Annotated in this window: 19 protein-coding genes; 16 read left to right on the forward strand and 3 right to left on the reverse strand. The window is 60.4% G+C overall.

Annotation, left to right across the window (positions count from 1 at the left end):
• Positions 1-19 precede the first annotated feature (19 nt).
• From OJ996_RS18595 to OJ996_RS18615, 5 genes are all read left to right on the forward strand, one after another.
• Positions 20-2635, forward strand: coding sequence for a c-type cytochrome domain-containing protein (locus OJ996_RS18595; protein ID WP_264515154.1), 2616 nt, complete (start codon positions 20-22; stop codon positions 2633-2635).
• A gap of 519 nt (positions 2636-3154) precedes the next feature.
• Positions 3155-5134 carry a phosphomethylpyrimidine synthase ThiC gene (gene thiC / locus OJ996_RS18600; RefSeq protein ID WP_264515155.1) on the forward strand — a complete coding sequence of 660 codons (1980 nt, stop codon included), beginning with the start codon at positions 3155-3157 and terminating at the stop codon, positions 5132-5134.
• 23 nt (positions 5135-5157) lie between these two features.
• Entirely contained in the window at positions 5158-6537 is a 1380-nt protein-coding gene (locus tag OJ996_RS18605; protein WP_264515156.1) for a hypothetical protein, read from the forward strand.
• A gap of 197 nt (positions 6538-6734) precedes the next feature.
• Positions 6735-8486 carry an NACHT domain-containing protein gene (locus tag OJ996_RS18610; RefSeq protein WP_264515157.1) on the forward strand — a complete coding sequence of 584 codons (1752 nt, stop codon included), beginning with the start codon at positions 6735-6737 and terminating at the stop codon, positions 8484-8486.
• Positions 8487-8570: 84 nt separating this feature from the next.
• A complete protein-coding gene (locus OJ996_RS18615) occupies positions 8571-8735 on the forward strand; it encodes a hypothetical protein (protein WP_264515158.1) in 165 nt (54 codons plus the stop codon).
• A gap of 231 nt (positions 8736-8966) precedes the next feature.
• Here the strand turns inward: OJ996_RS18615 and OJ996_RS18620 are convergent, their stop codons facing one another.
• Positions 8967-9635, reverse strand: a complete 669-nt coding sequence (locus tag OJ996_RS18620; RefSeq protein WP_264515159.1) for a YceH family protein — start codon at positions 9633-9635, stop codon at positions 8967-8969.
• Positions 9636-9809: 174 nt separating this feature from the next.
• Between OJ996_RS18620 and OJ996_RS18625 the strand changes: the two genes are divergently transcribed.
• The 7 genes from OJ996_RS18625 to OJ996_RS18655 all read left to right on the forward strand — a co-directional run bounded on the left by OJ996_RS18625 (position 9810) and on the right by OJ996_RS18655 (position 15364).
• Positions 9810-9995, forward strand: a complete 186-nt coding sequence (locus tag OJ996_RS18625; protein WP_264515160.1) for a hypothetical protein — start codon at positions 9810-9812, stop codon at positions 9993-9995.
• Between the two features lie 203 nt (positions 9996-10198).
• Entirely contained in the window at positions 10199-11635 is a 1437-nt protein-coding gene (locus OJ996_RS18630; protein ID WP_264515161.1) for an SGNH/GDSL hydrolase family protein, read from the forward strand.
• Between the two features lie 226 nt (positions 11636-11861).
• Positions 11862-12635 (forward strand): ATPase, encoded by a 774-nt coding sequence (locus OJ996_RS18635; RefSeq protein WP_264515163.1) that lies wholly within the window; start codon positions 11862-11864, stop codon positions 12633-12635.
• Entirely contained in the window at positions 12632-12811 is a 180-nt protein-coding gene (locus OJ996_RS18640; RefSeq protein ID WP_264515164.1) for a hypothetical protein, read from the forward strand. The genes OJ996_RS18635 and OJ996_RS18640 overlap by 4 nt, the downstream gene beginning before the upstream one ends.
• 328 nt (positions 12812-13139) lie before the next feature.
• Positions 13140-14408 (forward strand): RNA polymerase sigma factor, encoded by a 1269-nt coding sequence (locus OJ996_RS18645; RefSeq protein WP_264515165.1) that lies wholly within the window; start codon positions 13140-13142, stop codon positions 14406-14408.
• Positions 14409-14553: 145 nt separating this feature from the next.
• Positions 14554-14949, forward strand: a complete 396-nt coding sequence (locus OJ996_RS18650; protein ID WP_264515166.1) for a YciI family protein — start codon at positions 14554-14556, stop codon at positions 14947-14949.
• A gap of 22 nt (positions 14950-14971) precedes the next feature.
• The gene (locus OJ996_RS18655; RefSeq protein ID WP_264515167.1) at positions 14972-15364 is read left to right on the forward strand and encodes a YciI family protein; all 393 of its coding nucleotides are present in this window, start codon (positions 14972-14974) and stop codon (positions 15362-15364) included.
• Between the two features lie 65 nt (positions 15365-15429).
• On the opposite strand, the gene OJ996_RS18660 is transcribed toward OJ996_RS18655, so the two are convergent.
• The gene (locus tag OJ996_RS18660) at positions 15430-15666 is read right to left on the reverse strand and encodes a hypothetical protein (RefSeq protein ID WP_264515168.1); all 237 of its coding nucleotides are present in this window, start codon (positions 15664-15666) and stop codon (positions 15430-15432) included.
• Between the two features lie 165 nt (positions 15667-15831).
• Here OJ996_RS18660 and OJ996_RS18665 point away from each other — a divergent pair, with 165 nt between their 5' ends.
• The 4 genes from OJ996_RS18665 (at position 15832) to OJ996_RS18680 (ending at position 18446) form a co-directional block, all read left to right on the forward strand.
• Positions 15832-16173, forward strand: coding sequence for a winged helix-turn-helix transcriptional regulator (locus OJ996_RS18665; RefSeq protein ID WP_264515169.1), 342 nt, complete (start codon positions 15832-15834; stop codon positions 16171-16173).
• Between the two features lie 96 nt (positions 16174-16269).
• The gene (locus OJ996_RS18670; protein ID WP_264515170.1) at positions 16270-16908 is read left to right on the forward strand and encodes a PEP-CTERM sorting domain-containing protein; all 639 of its coding nucleotides are present in this window, start codon (positions 16270-16272) and stop codon (positions 16906-16908) included.
• A 55-nt stretch (positions 16909-16963) separates the two neighbouring features.
• Positions 16964-17989, forward strand: coding sequence for an arabinan endo-1,5-alpha-L-arabinosidase (locus tag OJ996_RS18675; protein ID WP_264515171.1), 1026 nt, complete (start codon positions 16964-16966; stop codon positions 17987-17989).
• Between the two features lie 46 nt (positions 17990-18035).
• Entirely contained in the window at positions 18036-18446 is a 411-nt protein-coding gene (locus OJ996_RS18680) for a YqhG/Tai3 family protein (protein WP_264515172.1), read from the forward strand.
• 55 nt (positions 18447-18501) lie between these two features.
• Here the strand turns inward: OJ996_RS18680 and OJ996_RS18685 are convergent, their stop codons facing one another.
• On the reverse strand, positions 18502-18972 hold the full coding sequence (locus tag OJ996_RS18685; protein WP_264515173.1) for an SRPBCC family protein: 471 nt from the start codon (positions 18970-18972) through the stop codon (positions 18502-18504).
• Positions 18973-19058: the final 86 nt, after the last annotated feature.

A 19058-nucleotide genomic window follows, 5' to 3' on the forward strand; every position in this document is an offset into this window, starting at 1 on the left:
TCGTATTCGTTTCGGTTTGGTGAAATCCTCTTACACCCTTACGACCCGCCTCTCGCTCGCGGCCCTCCTCCTCGGCCCCCTCCCGGCTGCCGAGAAGGTGACTTTCGACGACCACGTGCTGCCGGTCTTCCAGCAGAGCTGCCTGAACTGCCATAACCCGGACAAGGCGAAGGGCGGTCTCGACCTCTCCACCTTCTCCGGCACGATGAAGGGCGGCTCCGGCGGCAAGATCGCGGAGCCCGGGGATACCGGCTCGAAGCTGATCGCCGTCGTCATGCACAGCGCCGAGCCCAAGATGCCGCCGGAAGGCGAGAAGCTGGGCGGCGCGCAGATCGAGATCCTGAAGGCGTGGATCGAGGGCGGCCTGCTGGAGAATAAGAGCTCTTCCGCCCGCAAGCCGACCAAGCCGAAGTTCGACACCACCATCGCCTCCGCCGCCGATCAGAAGCCGGACGGCCCGCCGCCAATGCCGCAGGACGTGCTCTTGGAGCCGCCCGTGCTCGCTCATCGCGCCTCCTCCGTGAACGCGATGGCCAGCTCGCCTTGGGCCCCGCTCCTCGCCATCACCGGCCAAAAGCAGGTGCTGCTCTTCGATACGAATAGCCTCGAACTCACCGGCATCCTCCCCTTCCCCGAAGGCGACCCCACCTCGCTCGCCTTCACGCCGAATGCCCGCTACCTCATCGTCGGCGGCGGCGTGCCCGGCAAGTCCGGCGTCACCGTGACCTTCGATGTCGTCACCGGCGAGCGCATGCTCGTGGCAGGCAATGAATTCGACAGCGTACTCGCCACCGACCTGAAGCCCGACCTCTCGATGGTCGCGACCGGCTCCCCTTCCCGGCTGATCAAGATCTGGAAAGCGGAGGACGGCTCGCAGCTCCACTCGATCAAGAAGCATACCGAGTGGGTCACCGCGCTCGACTTCTCGCCGGATGGCATCCTCCTCGCCACCGGCGATCGCAATGGCGGCGTGTGGGTCTGGGAGGCGGATAGCGCGAATGAATTCCACACCCTCCGCGCCCACCAGGCCGCCATCACCGCCACCTCTTTCCGCGCGGATTCGAACCTCCTCGCCAGCGCCTCGGAAGACGGCACCGTCCGCTTCTGGGAGATGAATGGCGGCAGCGAGGTCAAGAAGCTCGATGCCCACCCCGGCGGCGTGCTCGCCTTCGCTTGGGCGCGGGATGGCTCTTTCATCACCTCCGGTCGCGACAAGGTGGTGAAGCTCTGGAAACCCGACTTCAATCTGGCCCGCGAATACAAGGACCAGCCCGATCTGCCGGTCGCCGTCGCCATCGACTACGAGGGCAAGCGCGCCTTCGCCGCGGACTACCGCGGGCAGATCAGTGTATGGGACATCGCCAGCGGCAATCCCGCCGGAGCCTTCGATGCGAACCCTCCTTCCATCGAAGGCCGTCTCGCGAGCCTGCGCGAGCAGATCAAGAATCACCCGCAAGCCCTCGCCACCACCGAGGCCGCGTCTAACAGCGCGAAGCAAAAGCTCGACGAAGCCCGCAAGCGCCTGACCGATACCGAGGCCGCCGTGCAGCAGTCGAAAGACGCGCAGGCGAATGCGAACAAGCTCAAGCAAGAGTCCGAGCAAAAGCTGGCCCAAACCAAGGAGCAGCTCCCCGGCAAGCAGGAGCAGGCGAATCAAGCCCGCGCCAAGCTCGATGGAGTGAGCAAGGAAGCGGAGGCCAAGCGCGTCCTCATCGCCTCCGTTGAGCAAAAGATCGCCACCGCCGATCAGGAGCATCAAGCCGCCGCCGCCGAACTGAAGCGACTCGAAGACGAGCTCGCCAAGGCAAAGGCCGAGAACCGGGCGGATGCGATCGGCGGGCTTGAAGCCGGCGTGAGTGCCCAGCGCCCGAAGGCGGAAGCCGCCGCCGCGAACCTGGAGGGCGCACGCTCCGAGAAAGGCCGCGAGGAAGGCGCCATCGCCGAGATCGAAGGCCGCAAGAAAGCCGCCGCGGATGAACTCACGAAGCTCGATGGCGAAGCCGCTGCTCTCGCCAAGAAAGTGGAGACCCTGCCCGCCACCATCGCGAATGCCGCAAAGAGCGCCACCGATGCCGAAGCCGCCATCAAGCAAAACGAGGCCGCCATCCAACCGGCCCGCGATGCCATCCCTCCCGTCGAGAAAGCCGCGAACGATGCCGCCGCCCAAACCGAGCAGACCAAGCAACAGCTCGCATGGCTCCAAGGCCGCGAGGTCCACTGGGCCGCCGCCCAAGTCAATGCCCAGGCCATCAAGGTAAAGGCGGAGGCCGACAAGCTCGGCGCCGAAGCCGAAGGCTTGAGCGCGGATCTCGAGGCTCTAACAAAAGCCGCCGCGGAACAAAGCGCCGGCCTCGAAGCCGCCAAGCAGGAAACCGCCGCGGCCGAGAAGAAGCTCGCCGAACTCGCCCTCGTCCAGCCCCCCGCCGATCCGAAGGCGCTCGAAGAAGCGGGCAAGGCCGTCGCAGCCGCCAAGGCCAAGATCGCCGACTTCGACAAGAAGCTCGCCGCCACCAACGCCGAACTCCCCGAAGCCAAGACCAAGGCCGAGCAAAGCCAGCAAGCCGCCCAGCCCGTCAAAGCCCAGGCCGAAGAGCTCAAGGCCAAATACGTCGGCATGAAGGCACCGAAGCCCTAAGTGCGCAGCCACTCAGGACCAGAAGCGGCGGAGCCCTTGGACTGCGCGCAGCCTTCTGCCGCTTTCGCGAACGCAGCCTGCTGCGGAGCACGGGTGGATGCCCTCCCGCCCCCCCGAATCGCAGCAAAAAGCCCCAACTCCCGAAGGGATCAGGCAAGCCGCCAACAATACCGACCGGCTCAAAGTAAGGATTGGCTCCCATTCGCGTCCATTGGCGTCCATTCGCGGTTCCCAAAATCCAAGTGTCGTTTGCCCCGGGCCCTTCCCCCCTCCCCACTTCCTACTTGGCACGCCGCATTCCCTGCCTACAGTGGCCCGACACGACAGGAGAGTTCCCCGTTCGCGGAACTGAGATCGGCCGGCGCGCGGCCCCAATCCTCCGAACCTGAAGCGGATCGCACCGCCCTAGGAAGCTCGTCCCAAACCCGAACTTTTCCTTCAAGGCCGCGCGTTCCCGTGCGGCCTTTTTCTTTCTTCTCTTCCTTCAAACTTCCACCTGAACACTAGCAAACTTTCCCCATGATCGCTCCCGAAGAATCGACCGGTGCCTCGAACCACGACGAATCCCGCGCGCCCCTGCCCGCCTCCACCCGCGTCTACGTGGAAGGCCAGCTCCACGCCGGCGTCCGCGTCCCCATGCGCGAGATCGCGCTGAACGACACCAAGACCTTCAACGGCCGCATCGAGAAGAACGAGCCCGTCCGCGTCTACGATTGCTCCGGCCCCTGGGGCGATCCCGCCTTCACCGGCACCTCGGATGAAGGCCTGCCTCCCCTCCGCCGCGAGTGGATCCTCGCCCGCCAGGACGTGCAGGAATACGAGGGCCGCAAGGTCCAGCCGCAGGACAATGGCTACCTCACCGAGAAGCACGTCGAGTTCGCCTCCAAGTCGGAGCGCGCCAACAAGTTCGTCGAGTTCCCCGGCCTCACCTCGGAGCGCCGCCGCCCGCTCCGCGCCACCGGCAAGCCCGTCACGCAGAAGTGGTATGCCGACCAAGGCATCATCACCCCGGAGATGGAGTTCATCGCCATCCGCGAGAACATGCGCCGCGCCAAGATCGCGGACATGAAGGAGGACATCGTCCGCAATCACCTCGACAAGCAGCACGCCGGCAGCACCCAGCTCCCCGCCAGCCCCTACACCCCTTCCATCTTCTCCCGCTTCCCGCAGCGCATCCCCGCGGAGATCACGCCGGAGTTCGTGCGGAGCGAAGTCGCCGCCGGTCGCGCGATCATCCCGCTCAATGTGAACCACCCGGAGTGCGAGCCGATGATCATCGGCCGCAACTTCCTCGTGAAGATCAATGCGAACATCGGCAACTCCGCCGTCGCCTCCTCCATCGAGGAAGAAGTCGAGAAGATGCGCTGGGCCACCAAGTGGGGCGCCGACACCGTGATGGACCTCTCCACCGGCAAGAACATCCACGCCACCCGCGAGTGGATCCTGCGCAATTCGCCCGTGCCCATCGGCACCGTGCCGATCTATCAGGCGCTGGAGAAGGTGAACGGCAAGGCCGAGGACCTCACCTGGGAACTCTACCGCGATACCCTCATCGAGCAGGCCGAGCAAGGCGTGGACTACTTCACCATCCACGCCGGCGTGCTGCTGCGCTTCGTGCCGATGACCGCCAGCCGCATGACCGGCATCGTCTCCCGCGGCGGCTCCATCATGGCGAAGTGGTGCCTCGCCCATCACAAGGAGAACTTCCTCTACACCCACTGGGACGAGATCTGCGACATCTGCGCCGCCTACGACGTCTCCTTCTCCATCGGCGATGGCCTCCGCCCCGGCTCCATCGCGGATGCGAATGACAAGGCCCAGTTCGGCGAACTGGAAGTCCAGGGCGAGCTCACCAAGCGCGCTTGGGCGAAGGGTTGCCAGGTCATGAACGAAGGCCCCGGCCACGTCCCCATGCACATGATCGAGGAGAACATGGCCAAGCAGCTCGAGTGGTGCCACGAGGCTCCCTTCTACACCCTCGGGCCATTGACCACCGACATCGCGCCCGGCTACGACCACATCACCAGCGGCATCGGTGCCGCCATGATCGGCTGGTACGGCTGCGCCATGCTCTGCTACGTCACGCCGAAGGAACACCTCGGCCTGCCGAACAAGAAGGACGTGAAGGACGGCGTCATCACCTACAAGCTCGCCGCCCACGCCGCGGACATCGCCAAGGGCCACCCCGGTGCCCAGTACCGCGACAACGCCCTCAGCAAGGCCCGCTTCGAATTCCGCTGGGAAGACCAGTTCAACCTCGGCCTCGACCCCGTCACCGCCCGCGAATTCCACGACGAAACCCTCCCACAGGACGGTGCCAAAACCGCCCACTTCTGCTCCATGTGCGGCCCCCACTTCTGCTCCATGAAGATTACCGAAGACGTGCGGAAATATGCCGCGGAACAGGGCATCTCCGAAGAAGCCGCCTTGGAAAAAGGCATGGCCGACAAGAGTCAGGAGTTCGTCGAAAAAGGCGCGGAGGTTTACACACCGGCCTAAGTTCGCCATAACTGCGTCTGCGCATGACCGCAGACCGGGACACCTTGAAGAAATTAAGCGCTCTCTGCGGCAAGCTGAAGAGCGCTTGGTCCTTGCAGGTCGGATTCGGCACCCGGTTGAATGGACTCCTTCCGGAGATCATCGCTCTACCTTCCGGCCAAATTGATGCCTGCTTCGAGCGCGCGGCAAAGGGAGATCCCCTTCGTCGCGCCTGTCTCGTCCCCATCGCCTGCGAGCACCTTTACCATCCCTCCCTCCACCATCGGATCGTAGCTTGGTTAGAGGACGACGCCCTGCCCTTCCGGGAAAATGTTCTGGAGGCTATTGGCAGATTTCGTCTCCGGGAATTCGCTCCCCACATCACTCGCTTCTTCAACCCGGAACAACAGAGCTCGGAGAGGAAAAGCGCGGAGGCCTCGATGAACCGCTCCAGGGCGATCCATTCCGCCTCGCTCCTCAAGGCCCCTGAGAATCTGGAACCCTTGCGTTCCCTCATTCAAACTCCTGCCGCAAATTGGGATGAGTTGGTGATACGTTGCCTGATGAACTTCCCCGCCTTCGACGCCAAGCCGACGCTCCAAACCTGGTTTCGCAACGCGGAAGTCATCGACGAAATCGACATCTGTGAACGTCGTGTCGCGGGATCGATTTCCGACTTAGAAGAGATGTTACTGAGTTCACGGGCGAGCCAGATCTGGCAACTCGCCGAATGGTATGGCGTGCATGAGCGACAGGAAGTGATTGAATTCCTCGTTCAACACCTCGACTTCGACCAGATTTCGTTCTCCTCCCCCGGCTTCTCCCGAACCATCGTCTGCCGGGGGCGCACCGCCACCCACATCATCGCCAAGCTGAATGGCTGGCAACCGGTTGATTACGATCAAACCAAGGAAGGCGGTGAACGATCAAAGATCTTCTACGACTCACTTTGGAGAGCCCTCCGGGAGGACCCGCGGCTCGCATTCCAAGCCGAGTGCCCGGTCAAATACAGCTATCCCGCCAAGCACAAGATCCATCGCCAGATCGACAGCTTGCTAGACCTCCATGGGCGAGTGCTGGAGGAGGACTCTGAACTCGGCTACTGGCTGCGCAAGGCTAACGAGGGCGAGGACCTAATCCTCGCCATGCATGTCACGCGATGGAGCAGACACTGGCGGATGGTCCGCCTCAGCGATTCCGACCGGCATGACCTCGCCAGCGGAGCGACTTCCGCCCGGCACCTCTTCTTCAGATACTCAAGCCGGGGAGCATTGGTCGCATTCCGCGATCAGATCCTCGTCAATGCCCAGGAACTTGAGAACAAATTCGCCAAGTCTGCGATTCGCAAGCTTCTCAAAATCGAGGCTAGAAAAGCAGCGAAGAAGGCGGCATCAAGCATAACAGAATCCAATGTGCTTCCGTAACCCTATTCGTTTCGATTGCCCCCGACATCGGCAAGCGCCGAGTCGATGCTCATTGCAGGAATAACAGCAGGGCGAACTGAACGCCTTTTGCACCAAGCCAACATCCAAGGAATCCGGCACTTGGGCTCGCGAAAGAAAGAGGTCCAAGCCGAGCCCTTGCCTCAGCAAGTAGAGAAGACACACCATAAATAATAGTCATGCCTGACCCAGCCACACCCACGTTGATTTTAACTGCCGCAGCCGTGAAGAAACTCGTCGAGTCTGCGACATCAGATCTTTACACCTTGGCAAAATCCCACCTAAACATCTCTCTTAAAAAGCTAAAAATAAAGAAGCAGACAGATACAATCTTCAAGAACATCATCGCACTAAGGAAAGTAAAGACAATTTTACAAACCGAAAGAGAAGTCGACTTAACTACATTTTACTATCCAGCAAAGGCTATCATTGGCAGGGAACGAGTAACGATTAACCAACTCGAAGATTTTAAGCATGATGGGAATATCTTACTTGAGGGCACAGCCGGCCTCGGCAAGTCGACCTTGTTGAGATACCTTGCCACGGTGGACTTTTGCCTCAATAGAAAAATCCCAGTCTTTATCGAGCTTAGAAAGGCAAGAGGGAACGCGCGTCTCGTTGACAATCTAATTCAAGAGCTAAACGACTTAGGAATCGAATGCGATGTCAAAATATTTGAACTTCTCGCCTCAGAAGGAAGAATTACAATATTCTTAGATGCTTTTGACGAAGCGAAGCATGAAACTCGCGAAGAATTGATTTCAGACATCCAAAGCTTGTCCCGGCGCTTTGAGAAAATTCAATTCGTCATCACTTCTAGGCCTGACACCGGCATCAGCTCATGTCCGTTTCTGAGAGTCTTTAAAGTTGCTGAACTCGAAGATAACGATCACGAGGAGATAATCAAGAAGATGTGCGCCAGCACTTCAACCGCGACCACCATTATTCAGCAAATCAACAAGGAGAGCACAGGAATGAGAGACCTCCTGACTACGCCTCTAATGGTGGCACTCTTGGTTATAAGACACCGAATAGATCAAAGCATCCCTCAAAATGGGATTGCCTTTTACGACTCACTTTTTCCACTACTCCTGTTAAGTCATGATAAAAACAAAGGGGGTTACACTCGCCCTCGCAAGTCAAAATTGGAAGATTCTTCGCTGGAGGACTTCTTTAACACCCTTTCTTTCATCACAAGAAAGGAAGGCGAGACATCATTCACCACCAAGGACCTTAGCCAACACGCCAAAACAACTTTGCAAATTCTTGCAATTAAAATGGAGCCAGACAACTTACTGTCCGACATTATAGACATCACCTGTCTAATGGTTAGAGACAGCGAAGAGGTCAAATACATCCACAAAAGCGTTCAAGAATACCACGCGGCACTCTGCATAAAAAATCATCCTGACAAAAATGCTGTCAAATTTTACGAAACCATGGCCGTTAAGTGGCACGCTTGGAGACAAGAGCTGATATTTCTTTCGCAGATCGACAGATACCGTTTCGAGAAATATTTTCGAGTCCCATCATTTACTGCTCTCTTACTGGAAAAAGGAAGCAAGGTGGGACAAAATAAATTTGCCACGAAATTTTTCGGAGACGACATCTTAACGATTGACAAGGAAACACGCAGACTCGACTCTTACACTTGGGAATCAAGCAAACATTATCCGATTAACAACATGACCGAATCAAACTATATCACAGAACTAATTAACCTTGACTACTCCTCCGTTGACATAAATAAATCGCGAGACAGCTCCGGAACTTATAGATTTAAATTGAAGGATCTCCTCCAAGACATTTCAGTTGGCTCGAAGATCTCTGATTTAATTTCGATCATTCACCGAGAGCTAGAATCTCAACTCAATGAGGCTAAGAATTTTGTTGCCTCTATAGAAAGTCGGAGAGCAGTATTTGAATTCTAACGCCCGTAATGCAAAGTTAAAAAGCCTTGAGATCGCAATCCTACTCTGGGCCGGTGGAAATGCCTCGGGAAAGCTGTTTCAGTGATGATCTTCCGTTTTCTCCAGCGGGCTACCCAAGTTCTCATTCCGTCTCTGCTCCACTGCCAAGAGCTGCGGCGACTCTCCATGGCGCGTAATGCAGTCGGCCAAGTCACGCTCCAATGGCCCACCCTCGCCGGCCAGATCTACCATCTCCAGAGCTCTCCGTGACTGGGGTCAGTCCCCGCATCGAAAAATTCCCTCCCCGGGGACCAGCCCTTAAAATCTGAACCTATTAGGCTCAACCCGCCTTGCGCCCCCCCATCCTAATGCCCTAGTTTGCGGCTGAGGACCGGCATAGTGCCTGTCTCTTTATAAAGAAACTCAATCGACGGAATCTCGCTGGGATGCGGCCCCGAATCACCAGCCTCGAAGCCGAACAAGGCGTAACACTCAACACTCTCACGGATTCCCATCGACGGATCGCGGTGCTTGGCCGGCTTTGAGCTCTGCGATCTCGGCCTCGAGGCTGGCGAGTCGCGCCTCGATGGCGGCACGCCAATCGTTCTCCGCAGGAGTGTCGGCGGCGGCGGAAGGGGTGACGGTGCCGGAGTAGCCGTCTGCGGCGGCGGGTGAAAGGAGGTGGACGAAGGTCTCGACCCGGCGGCCTTCGCCGACGGGGATACGGCGGACCAGCGGACCGTGCGGGTAGTCGATGAACCACGTGAGCGTCTCTTCCACTTCCTCCAGGGAGGAGAAGGTGTGCAGCCGATCGGTGCGCTGGCGGATTTCCCCGGCGCTCTGGGGACCGCGCAGCAGCAGGACGGTCAGGACGGCGCGCTCGCTCCGCTGCATGCTCAGCACGTCCTGGATGCAGTGTTCGAACTTCGGGGCACGGCCGCCGAGGTTCTTTTCGACGAGGTATTTCTCCGAAAGTCCGCGCAGGGCCTCCGCCACTTCGTCCCCGGTGAAGCGGGTGACGGGGTCCCGGCTGGTGGTCTGGTTGCAGGCCAGCAGCAGGGAGTTGGGCGTGAGCGGGTAGCTGTCGGGCGTGAGGATTTCCTTTTCCAACAAGCAGCCGAGGACCCTGGCTTCTTGAAAGGTGAGCTGGATTTCAGGGAAGTGCTGCATGGCCGCGCCGAAGTGTAAGGACAGCGGACCCTGAGGCACCACGAGAAAGCACACGGACGCATTGCCGCCGCTCGCCGACTCGTGGCTCCTCTGGGACAACACCACCAAGCCACCGGCATTGCAATTGGAGTTCCCCGGCGTTAGCTTGGAACAACTCAGAGCACGCTTGATTCCATGAAATCGGTCGATCCAACCTCTTCCTCTCCCAAAGCTCTAGCCGTTTTGACCCTCACCCCGGGTCAACGCGGGTTGCTCGCGGCGCAGGTCATGGCCAAGGATCTGGAAGCCAGTCACAAGCGCTGGGGACTACCGCTCCTGACTTGGAGAAACGGCAAGATCATCGAGGTGAAGATCCCTTAAGCGGCCCTTCAGCCCTGTGTAGCTGAGATCTCCGTCCCAAAAATCTCTGCGCCCCTCCGCGACCTCTGTGTCTCCGCGGTAACATCATCGCGCCCCCCATCCATCGCCATCCTCGCCAAAGCTCCAGCCCAGCCCCCTTCCCCATCCCCTAACATCCTTGTAGAGGCTCTTTCTCCTGTTATCACGGCGCAGCTGTTACCGTGATGATCTTCCGTCTTCTCCTGCGGGCTACCCTAGCTCTCATCCCGTCCCTCCTCCCCGCCCAGGAGCTACCCCCGCTCTCCATCGCTCGCGATGCAGCCGGGCAGGTCACCCTCCAGTGGCCCACCCTCCCCGGCCAGACCTACCATCTCCAGAGTTCGCCAAGCCTCGCCGCCGCCGATTGGCAAACCGCGCGCGCGGAGGAAGAAGCCACCGGCTTACCCATGACCTTCACGGAGACCCCCGGACCGGGTGAGGCCCATCGCTTCTACCGCCTCGAGGTCGGCCCCGTGAAGCCTCTGATCAAGAAGATCGCCGTCATGGGGGACTCTGTCACCGGCCAGGGAAGTGCGAATCTGGTCCACCTATCTGCCCGGGGTTACTTCAACTGGGCCCGCCTCTTCGGCGGCACCCGCTGGGAGCTGGTGGCCGACCCGGTGAACAAGGCCTTCTGCTTCTACGCTGGCGGGAAGCGCTCGTATCAGATCAGCGCCATCCATCTCCCCACGATCCTCGCCAGCGATGCAGATGTCTGCATCCTGGCTTATGGTACGAACGACGCGGCCCAGATCTCCACTCCGGAAGCCTACCGCGCCCAGATCGTGGCCGATTGGGCCGCCCTCCGTGCTGCCGGTATCCATCCGGTCGCCGTCACGGTGCTCCCCATCGGCAGTGTCGGCATCGACAACACCGTCCGTCAGGCCCTTGTCGTCCAGTTGAACACCATTGTCCGCGAGGAGTCTGCCATCCACAATGTCCCGCTCTGCGATTGGAGCTACCTGATGGAAGCCGTCCCCGGCAGCGACAACGGCGTCGGTCTCGATAGCTACTACATCGGCAGCAACAACTACCATCCCCTTCCCTACCCGGCCTCGATGATCGGCCGCAAGCTACACGAAACCCTGAAGAAGCATTTCCGCTTCGACTTCGATCCCTGGGAGAACCAGAACTGGATCACACCCAATGTCGTCTTCGTCGGCACGGACCGCCCCAATGGCTGGTATCTCTTCCCTCCGGCCGAAGGCAGCGTCGACCAGAGAAGCCTGATCCCCAGCCCGGAGGGGAACTGGTGGGAATTCAGAATCACCCAAGGCGGCGCCCTCGGAAATTTCTATCTCAACAACTTCGGCGAGAATCTCGGCGGCCCGCCGACCGGGCGCATGGTGGAAGGAGTCGTCGAGCTTCAGGTGATGTCCGGCAGCATCGCCGGCGTCACGCTCCAGGTGGGGAGCGCGCTCGCCGTCGACATGCTGGCAGGCGGGGATATCGGTGCCCAGATCGTCCCTCAAGACGGCATCGTCGCCCTCCGCACCCCGCCCGTCCTCGTGCCCGCCGGGGTGACTTCAGTCCCCCCGACCTTGGCCTTCCGCACCAATGACGCAACCGCCACCGTCCGCATCCGCCGCTGCGGCATCCGCCTCGCCAATGATGATGGATGAGAAGGCACCATCTCAGATCTCAGCTTGCCGCTTAGATCTCGATCACGACACGCAGCTGCAATCGACCGTCCTCAAGTTCCGCCATCTCAAACGGCGAGCCTGAGACCGCGCTCACGTGCATCTCACGACTGCATTCCTTGAAGAGTTCTCGTAAATAGAGACCTCCGCACCTGTCCCTTGGAATCCAAAGTTGAATCTCGTGCGGTGCATGGGAAGAGTCAGTCCGATGAAGCGCGAAGAAGCCTCCGACTGCCAAGTCGGAGATTGGATGCTAATCATGGCCGTGCCTGATTGGGATTCCTGGCAGTCTTTTCACTCGTGGCTATCGCCGGAAGACGGCCCTTGGTCGTTTATGCTAACATCCCTCCCGATCATGAACGAAGAAGGTGAAGAAGTTGGCGAGGATTACGTCTGGAAACGGGTCCTCACCAATCAACCAGATAAAGCCGACCCCGTACTTTATCTCTTCGGAGGTTGCAATGGCGCAGGGAAGACCACTTTCGCCAAAGCCTATCTGACAACTTTGTTCGACGCTCCACCTCGTTTTCTGAATGCCGACGAGATCGCCCGTGGGCTTTCCCCTTTCGCCCCTCGATCCGTCGCTTTCAAAGCTGGTAGGATTCTGTTAGAAGAGATCGAGGTCTGTCTGATGGCGAAAGTCTCTTTCGCTTTGGAGTCTACTCTTAGCGGCCACGCCCAAGTCGCCATCATTCAGAGAGCTAAAGCAGCCGGTTACCGCATCGAGATCCATTACCTCTGGATTCCATCCCCCTCCTTGGCAGTTCGTCGCGTTGCTCAACGCGTAAGAAAGGGCGGCCACCACATCCCAACGGCAGACATTCACCGCCGTTACCAACGCAGTATCAACAACTTTGTGGGAGCTTACGCTTCGCTCGCCGATGCTTGGTTTCTTTGGAGAAACGTGTCTGAGCCTCCACAGTTGATTTTGGAGTCTGGAGATGCTAGCCTCACAAAGTTGCGCAACCTGCTGCATCCATGAAGCCAGCCGACAGCTTTTCAAAGACAACTCCTACCTCCGGCACGATCACGTCGAAGGAACGAGGCCTGCTGGCCGCTAAGAAAATGGCCCGCGAACTCCGCGCTGAACACCGCCGCTGGAAAATGCCGCTCCTCACTTGGAAAGACGGCAAGGTCGTCGCGGTGAAGGTCAAGTAGCCAGCTTCCAAGCCCGCTCTGGAGCCTACACCAAGCCCGGGGCATCCATCTCTGCGACCCTCCGCGACCTCTGCGCCTCCGCGGTAGTCCCCCCATCCCCACACCGGGATCGGAATCACAAATTTCCGATCTGAGGCCGGCAAGCCCTCCCCTTCTCGCCTTGCCCCCCGATCCATGCTTCAATGCCGGGATCACTTCAGGTCGCGCCGACAACTTTCTCAAAACCACAGACATTTCATGACATTTCCATCCCGCCTCACCTCGCACGGACACCGCCCCTGACGTTTCCGATTGATCCCCGCCCCTCCCCACGCTCTCCCTTCCTCCAATGCCGGAGACATCCATCGAAGCGGTTCGGGAACACTTGGAGACGCTCTATCACGCGGAGTCCGGCCGGATCCTCGCCACCCTCATCCGCCTGCTCGGCGATTTCGACCGCGCGGAGGATGCGATGCAGGATGCCTTCACCGCCGCGCTGGAGAAGTGGCCGCAGGACGGCATCCCCGCCAATCCCCGCGCCTGGCTCGTCAGCACCGGCCGCAACCGCGCCATCGATGCCCTGCGCCGCCGCGGCCGCTTCGATGCTGCTCAGGACAAGCTCGTCCAAGAATTGGAAGCCCGGAGCCCGGAAGACCCGTCTGAGGATCACACGGGCCTGTACGATGACAGCCTGCGCCTCATCTTCACCTGCTGTCACCCCGCGCTCGCCCAAGAAGCCCGCGTCGCGCTCACGCTACGCGAAGTCTGCGGCTTGAAGACCGAGGAGATCGCCCGCGCCTTCCTCACCACCACACCCGCCCTCGCCCAACGCATCGTGCGGGCCAAGGCGAAGATCCGCGACGCCCGCATCCCCTATCAGGTCCCCTCCCCGGAGGAACTCCCGGAGCGCCTCGCCACCGTGCTGCAGGTCGTCTATCTGGTCTTCAATGAAGGCTACTCCGCCTCCTCCGGTAGCTCGCTCACCCGCGCCGACCTCTCCGGTGAAGCCATCCGCCTCGGTCGCCTCCTGCTCGAACTCCTCCCCGAGCCGGAGGTCATCGGCCTGCTCGCCCTCATGCTCCTGCAGGAATCCCGCCGCGCCGCCCGCAGCACTCCGGAGGGCGAGCTCATCCTGTTAGAAGCGCAGGATCGCAGCCTCTGGGACCGCGAGGGTATCGCGGAAGGCATCGCCCTCGTCGAACGCTCCCTGCGCACCCAACGCTTCGGCCCTTACACCCTCCAAGCTGCCATCGCCGCCGTACATGCCGAGGCCCCCGATACCGCCGCTACAGATTGGCCACAGATCGTCGCCCTCTACACCGCCCTCTACCAGATGGAGCCCTCGCCCGTGGTCGAGTTGAACCGCGCCGTGGCCATCGCCATGCGCGATGGTCCGGAATCCGGCGTCGCCCACATCGACACCATCCTCTCCCGCGGCGATCTCACCGATTACCACCTCGCCCACTCCGTCCGCGCCGATCTCCTCCGCCGTCTCGGCCAGCACCGCGAGGCCCACGAATCCTACACCCGCGCCCTCGCCCTCACCCAGCAGGAACCCGAACGCCGCTTCCTCGAAAAACGCCTCCAGCAACTCGATCAAAAGGACCACGATGAATAGGATACCCCACAATTCATCTCCCTAGCCTTCTTCTCAATCCCATCCATCCAATCCATCCCGGTCCAAAAAAATCGGAAAGCCTTGTCGAAATCCCTCCGCCTCGTTCGTCGAGCTATTGAAACCAAGCTTCAACCGACACCAAACGATGAAATTCCTGATGCTCATGATCCCCCGCGTCTATCAGCCCGGTACCCCGCCCGAAGAACGGCTCGGGGAAGACTGGGTCCCGAAAGGCGAGGAACTCGAAAAGATGAAGAAGATGGGCGAGTTCAACGAAGCACTCGGCAAGGCCGCCAAGATGATCGACATCGACGGACTGACCCCTCTTAGCTCGGGCGCACGCGTCAGCTTCGAAGGCGGCACGCCGAATGTCACCGACGGCCCCTTCATCGAATCGAAGGAAGTCATCGGCGGCTACTGGCTCTTCGAGATCGGCTCGCGCGAGGAAGCCCTCGTATGGGCCCGCCGCGTCCCCGCCGAACCCGGCGATGTGGTCGAGCTGCGTCCCATCTTCGAGTTCCCCGAAGGCACTTTCGATTGAACCCGAGACCCTCATCCACTCGATGAAATACATCTGCCTGGGCTACATCGCCCCGAACAAGTTCGAGTCCCTCTCCGAAGCCGAGCGCAATGCGATGGTGGACGAGTGCTTCAGCTACGATGACGAGCTGCGGAAGAACGGCCACTTCGCCGGTGGCGAGGGCCTTCAGCCGCCACAGACCGCCGCCACCCTACGCTGGGAGAATGGCAAGGTCGCCATCACCGACGGCCCCTACGCCGAGACCAAGGAACAGATCGGCGGCATCCTCATCCTCGAAGCCCGCGACCTGAACCATGCCATCCAGATCATGTCGAAGCACCCCGGTGTGAAGGCCGGCCCCTTCGAGATCCGCCCCGCCGCGGACTTGAGCGAGATGATCCGCGAGAGCGAAGCACGCCGTGGCGTCGACTCCTGACCACAAGCAAAGCCCCGCTCCCTCCGCACCGGCGGAAGGAAGCGGGGCCGCTCGCAGCTACTGGATCAACCCAGCGCCTCGATACCGGCACCGAAGTTGATGTGGAAGGACTGGCCCGCCAGCACCAGCGCTGGCACGGACTTCACTCCTGCGGACTTGGCCTCGGCCACCCGGCCGGCCTGCTCGCCCAGATGGACGATCTCCACCTCGTAGCGGGCGGGATCGAGCGCCTGGGCCACGCTCTGCTCGGCCTCCACACAGACAGGACAACCGGCATGATAGAAGATAGCGGACGTTTTCATGATACTTTTGTGTTGGTTCTTTGTGATTCGCGATCGCTCGTGTTCCGGATCGCGTCGCCATCATCCGCCCTCCGCGATTTCGCCACAGAGGCCACTTTACGGAGGGGTGGGCACCGAAAGGTTCCCTCTCGACAGCTCTTGCCATGGCGGGTTTCCATCAGCGGGATGCCAGCGAAGAAGCCGAAGTTTATCCCCCTCAAGGATCGCACCGCCTACCATCGCTTCGAGGATGTGATCGGCTGCAAATGGAGCTCCTCCATCGTGGCCGCGGTGGCACAAGACGTGAAGCGCCCGGGCGAGCTAGAACGCTTCATCCCCGGCATCTCCACCAAGGTCCTTAACGAGCGCCTGCGCAGGCTCGTGGACTTCGGCGTGCTCATCCGCACCGAGCACCCCGCGCTACCCGCCCGCGTGGACTACGACCTCACGGAGGTCGGCATCAAGCTCTCAGCCCTGCTTGAGGAGGTGCGCCAGCTCAATCTGGATCATCCCGCCGCCTCCGCATGATCCCGGGACATGCGTAGGGATACTGATACGTGATCGTGGACATATACGAGGCCCCTTGTGAAATGTTAAGGGTAGCTTACTGTTCACGACCCACACATGAAAACCCTTGCTCTCGCAACGTCCCTGCTGGCGAGCCTCACCGTCCTCGCGGAGGCCGTCGTCCTCCAACTCGATTTCGGTAGCTCGACCTCCCCGGTCGCCACCGGAACCACCGCCGCGACCGGCAATTTCCTCTCCAACACGCCGACCGCCTCGGTCAGCAACATTGAAGGAACCGGGATCACCTTCTCGATCGAAAACGTCGGCGTTTTCAGCTTCGATAACGCGACCGAGCCGCTGACCACTGACGGCTTCTACACCTTCGGCAACAACGAGAATTCCCACAACTTCACTCTGAGCGGCCTAGCCCCGGGGAGCATCGTCACCCTCTATGCCGTCGCCGCTTGGGATGGAAATCCGCGCGGCGCTCAAGTCACCTTCGGCGGCACCACCGCACAAGCTCAGGTGGTCGGCACTCCCGGCACCACACCAACACTCGCGAACTACACCCTGATCGGTACTGCCGTCGCGAATGGCTCAGGCGTGGTCAGCGGGTTCATCGCCGGAGCTCACCTCGACGATCCCACCTGCGAGGGTCAGGTCGGAGCCTTCGCCTTCAACTTGGTGCCGGAGCCATCCAGCAGCCTGCTCGGCCTCATCGGACTCGGGGCGCTGATCCTTCGCCGCAAGCGCTGAGAAAGCAGGGCTATTTGCTCTTGTCTCGGCATGCGGTGATCCCTGTGTTCATCCCATGCTTGGGACCACTCTCACCCGCGATGTAATCTTGCCTAACATCCTCGCAGCGGCTTGCCTCTGCGGGCTGGCCGCAGCAGAAGATCCGAAGGTGGAACCGGGAGGTCCGCTGGATGCAACCGCGAGTCGGGGCGTGACCGCACGAGATCCCTCCATGATCGTCCGGGAGGGCGATACCTTCTGGTGCTTCTACACCGGCCGCGGCGTGGCCTCCCTGCACTCGAAGGATCTGGTCACTTGGGAACGAGGACCACGCGTCTTGGAAAATCCGCCGGAATGGATCTCCAACGACGTGCCCAAGAACGACGGCGTTTACTGGGCCCCGGACATCCTGAAAGTAGGTGAGCAATATCTCCTCTACTATTCGGTCTCCAGCTTCGGCGCGATGCACTCCGCGATCGGCCTCGCCACGACTCCCACGCTCGATCCCGAGAACCCCGCCTTCAAATGGACCGACCACGGCCCCGTGGTCCAGTCACGCGATGGCGGCGATTTCAACGCCATCGACCCGGCTATCTTCCAAGACGAGGATGGCAAACTGTGGATGTCCTTTGGCTCGCAATGGAGCGGGCTCAAGCTGATCGAACTGGACCCGAAGACCGGCAAGCGTCTCAAGCCGGACGAGCCGATGACCCCGCTAGCCGCGGGCCAATCGATCGAGGCCGCCTACATCTACAAGCGGAAGGGTTTCTACTACCTCTTCCTGAACCGCGGCAACTGCTGCGCCGGGAACAAAAGCACCTACCACATCAAGGTCGGTCGCAGCGAGGACATCAAGGGCCCGTATATCGCAAAGGACGATTCACTCATGATCGACGGCGGTGGCACCATGGTGCTGGACATGAAGATCGGCCCCTTCACCGGCCCCGGGCACGCCGGGATCATCGAGAAGGACGGCAAGAGCTGGTTCAGTTGTCACTTCGAGGCGGACGAACGCATGGGTGGCAAGGCGACACTCGGCGTGATGCCGATCACATGGAGCGACGACGGCTGGCCACAGGTAGCGCCGCCGGAGGGCAAGTGAGACACGCCGGATTGACCCGCCCGAAGAGATTCCGCATGATGCAGGGATGACAAGGATCCCCTCCTTCATTCTCGCCTTCTGTGCCTTCGTTTTCTCGTCTACCGTCCTGCGGGCAGCAGATGAGCCCTCGGCCGTGGCAGAGAAGTTCTACGCCGGTTACGTGGCCGAGGTTGAGGCCAACAAGGATACGAAGGTCTGGGTCGCGAAGTCGAAGCTCGCCTCGGAGAAGTTCAAGAAGGCCTATGCCAAGGCCATGAACTCGGATGAGCTCGATGCCGATCCGGTGCTGAACGCGCAGGACATTCCCGACAAACCCTTCAAGGCTCAGAAGCCGGTAATCAAGGATGACAAGGCCACGGTGGTGCTCAACGCCGGCTCGGGCGAATACAAGCACAGCGTGACCGTAAAGCTGGTGAAAACCGACGGAGTCTGGCTGCTGGATGCCGTGAACGAATAATAGCAAGGGGTGACAGCCAAGCCGTCACCCCCTCCGGGAACGGGGTCCTCGCAGCTTACATCTGGTCCGGGATCTCCGGTTCGACCAAGAGCGTCAGCAGTTGCAGGGACTCCTGCCAGCCCATGTAGCAGGCCTCGACCGGAATCATGGCAGGGATGCCCTCTTGGGTGATATTCACCTCCGTGCCGCAGAAGACCTCCCGCAGTTCCACGGTGGTGATCATGGTGCCCGGCAGCTTCGGGTCCTCGAACTGGTCATCGTAGCGGAGCTTCTTGTTAGGCTCCATTTCCAGGAAGCGACCGCCGAAGGCGTGGCTGCTGCCGGTGTTGAAGTTCGTGAAGGACATGCGGTAGGTGCCACCGACCTGAGCGTCCATGTGATGAACCTTGCCGGTGAAGCCATGGGGCGGCAGCCACTTCGCCATCGCATCGGCATCGATAAAGGCGCGGTAGATGCGCTCCGCCTTGGCGCGGATCACACGGTGAAGACGGACGGTTCCGGTAGTGGTAGTGCTTTCAGAGTTCATGGTAGTTCAGGTAATTCGGTGTTTCATCATACCGACGAACGAGATCCCGGAATCGGGACAATTATTTTCCAACCGCCGGAAAATTG

This window comes from Luteolibacter rhizosphaerae (assembly GCF_025950095.1).
GTDB classification, from domain to species: Bacteria; Verrucomicrobiota; Verrucomicrobiia; order Verrucomicrobiales; family Akkermansiaceae; genus Haloferula; species Haloferula rhizosphaerae.

What these genes read in the sequence shown, in the direction of transcription:
- thiC (WP_264515155.1), top strand. Translation starts at nt 3,155, where the DNA reads ATGATCGCTCCCGAAGAATCGACCGGTGCCTCGAACCACGACGAATCC.
- OJ996_RS18605 (WP_264515156.1), top strand. Translation starts at nt 5,158, where the DNA reads ATGACCGCAGACCGGGACACCTTGAAGAAATTAAGCGCTCTCTGCGGC.
- OJ996_RS18610 (WP_264515157.1), top strand. Translation starts at nt 6,735, where the DNA reads ATGCCTGACCCAGCCACACCCACGTTGATTTTAACTGCCGCAGCCGTG.
- OJ996_RS18615 (WP_264515158.1), top strand. Translation starts at nt 8,571, where the DNA reads ATGATCTTCCGTTTTCTCCAGCGGGCTACCCAAGTTCTCATTCCGTCT.
- OJ996_RS18620 (WP_264515159.1), bottom strand. Translation starts at nt 9,635, where the DNA reads ATGCAGCACTTCCCTGAAATCCAGCTCACCTTTCAAGAAGCCAGGGTC.
- OJ996_RS18625 (WP_264515160.1), top strand. Translation starts at nt 9,810, where the DNA reads ATGAAATCGGTCGATCCAACCTCTTCCTCTCCCAAAGCTCTAGCCGTT.
- OJ996_RS18630 (WP_264515161.1), top strand. Translation starts at nt 10,199, where the DNA reads ATGATCTTCCGTCTTCTCCTGCGGGCTACCCTAGCTCTCATCCCGTCC.
- OJ996_RS18635 (WP_264515163.1), top strand. Translation starts at nt 11,862, where the DNA reads ATGAAGCGCGAAGAAGCCTCCGACTGCCAAGTCGGAGATTGGATGCTA.
- OJ996_RS18640 (WP_264515164.1), top strand. Translation starts at nt 12,632, where the DNA reads ATGAAGCCAGCCGACAGCTTTTCAAAGACAACTCCTACCTCCGGCACG.
- OJ996_RS18645 (WP_264515165.1), top strand. Translation starts at nt 13,140, where the DNA reads ATGCCGGAGACATCCATCGAAGCGGTTCGGGAACACTTGGAGACGCTC.
- OJ996_RS18650 (WP_264515166.1), top strand. Translation starts at nt 14,554, where the DNA reads ATGAAATTCCTGATGCTCATGATCCCCCGCGTCTATCAGCCCGGTACC.
- OJ996_RS18655 (WP_264515167.1), top strand. Translation starts at nt 14,972, where the DNA reads ATGAAATACATCTGCCTGGGCTACATCGCCCCGAACAAGTTCGAGTCC.
- OJ996_RS18660 (WP_264515168.1), bottom strand. Translation starts at nt 15,666, where the DNA reads ATGAAAACGTCCGCTATCTTCTATCATGCCGGTTGTCCTGTCTGTGTG.
- OJ996_RS18665 (WP_264515169.1), top strand. Translation starts at nt 15,832, where the DNA reads ATGCCAGCGAAGAAGCCGAAGTTTATCCCCCTCAAGGATCGCACCGCC.
- OJ996_RS18670 (WP_264515170.1), top strand. Translation starts at nt 16,270, where the DNA reads ATGAAAACCCTTGCTCTCGCAACGTCCCTGCTGGCGAGCCTCACCGTC.
- OJ996_RS18675 (WP_264515171.1), top strand. Translation starts at nt 16,964, where the DNA reads ATGCTTGGGACCACTCTCACCCGCGATGTAATCTTGCCTAACATCCTC.
- OJ996_RS18680 (WP_264515172.1), top strand. Translation starts at nt 18,036, where the DNA reads ATGACAAGGATCCCCTCCTTCATTCTCGCCTTCTGTGCCTTCGTTTTC.
- OJ996_RS18685 (WP_264515173.1), bottom strand. Translation starts at nt 18,972, where the DNA reads ATGAACTCTGAAAGCACTACCACTACCGGAACCGTCCGTCTTCACCGT.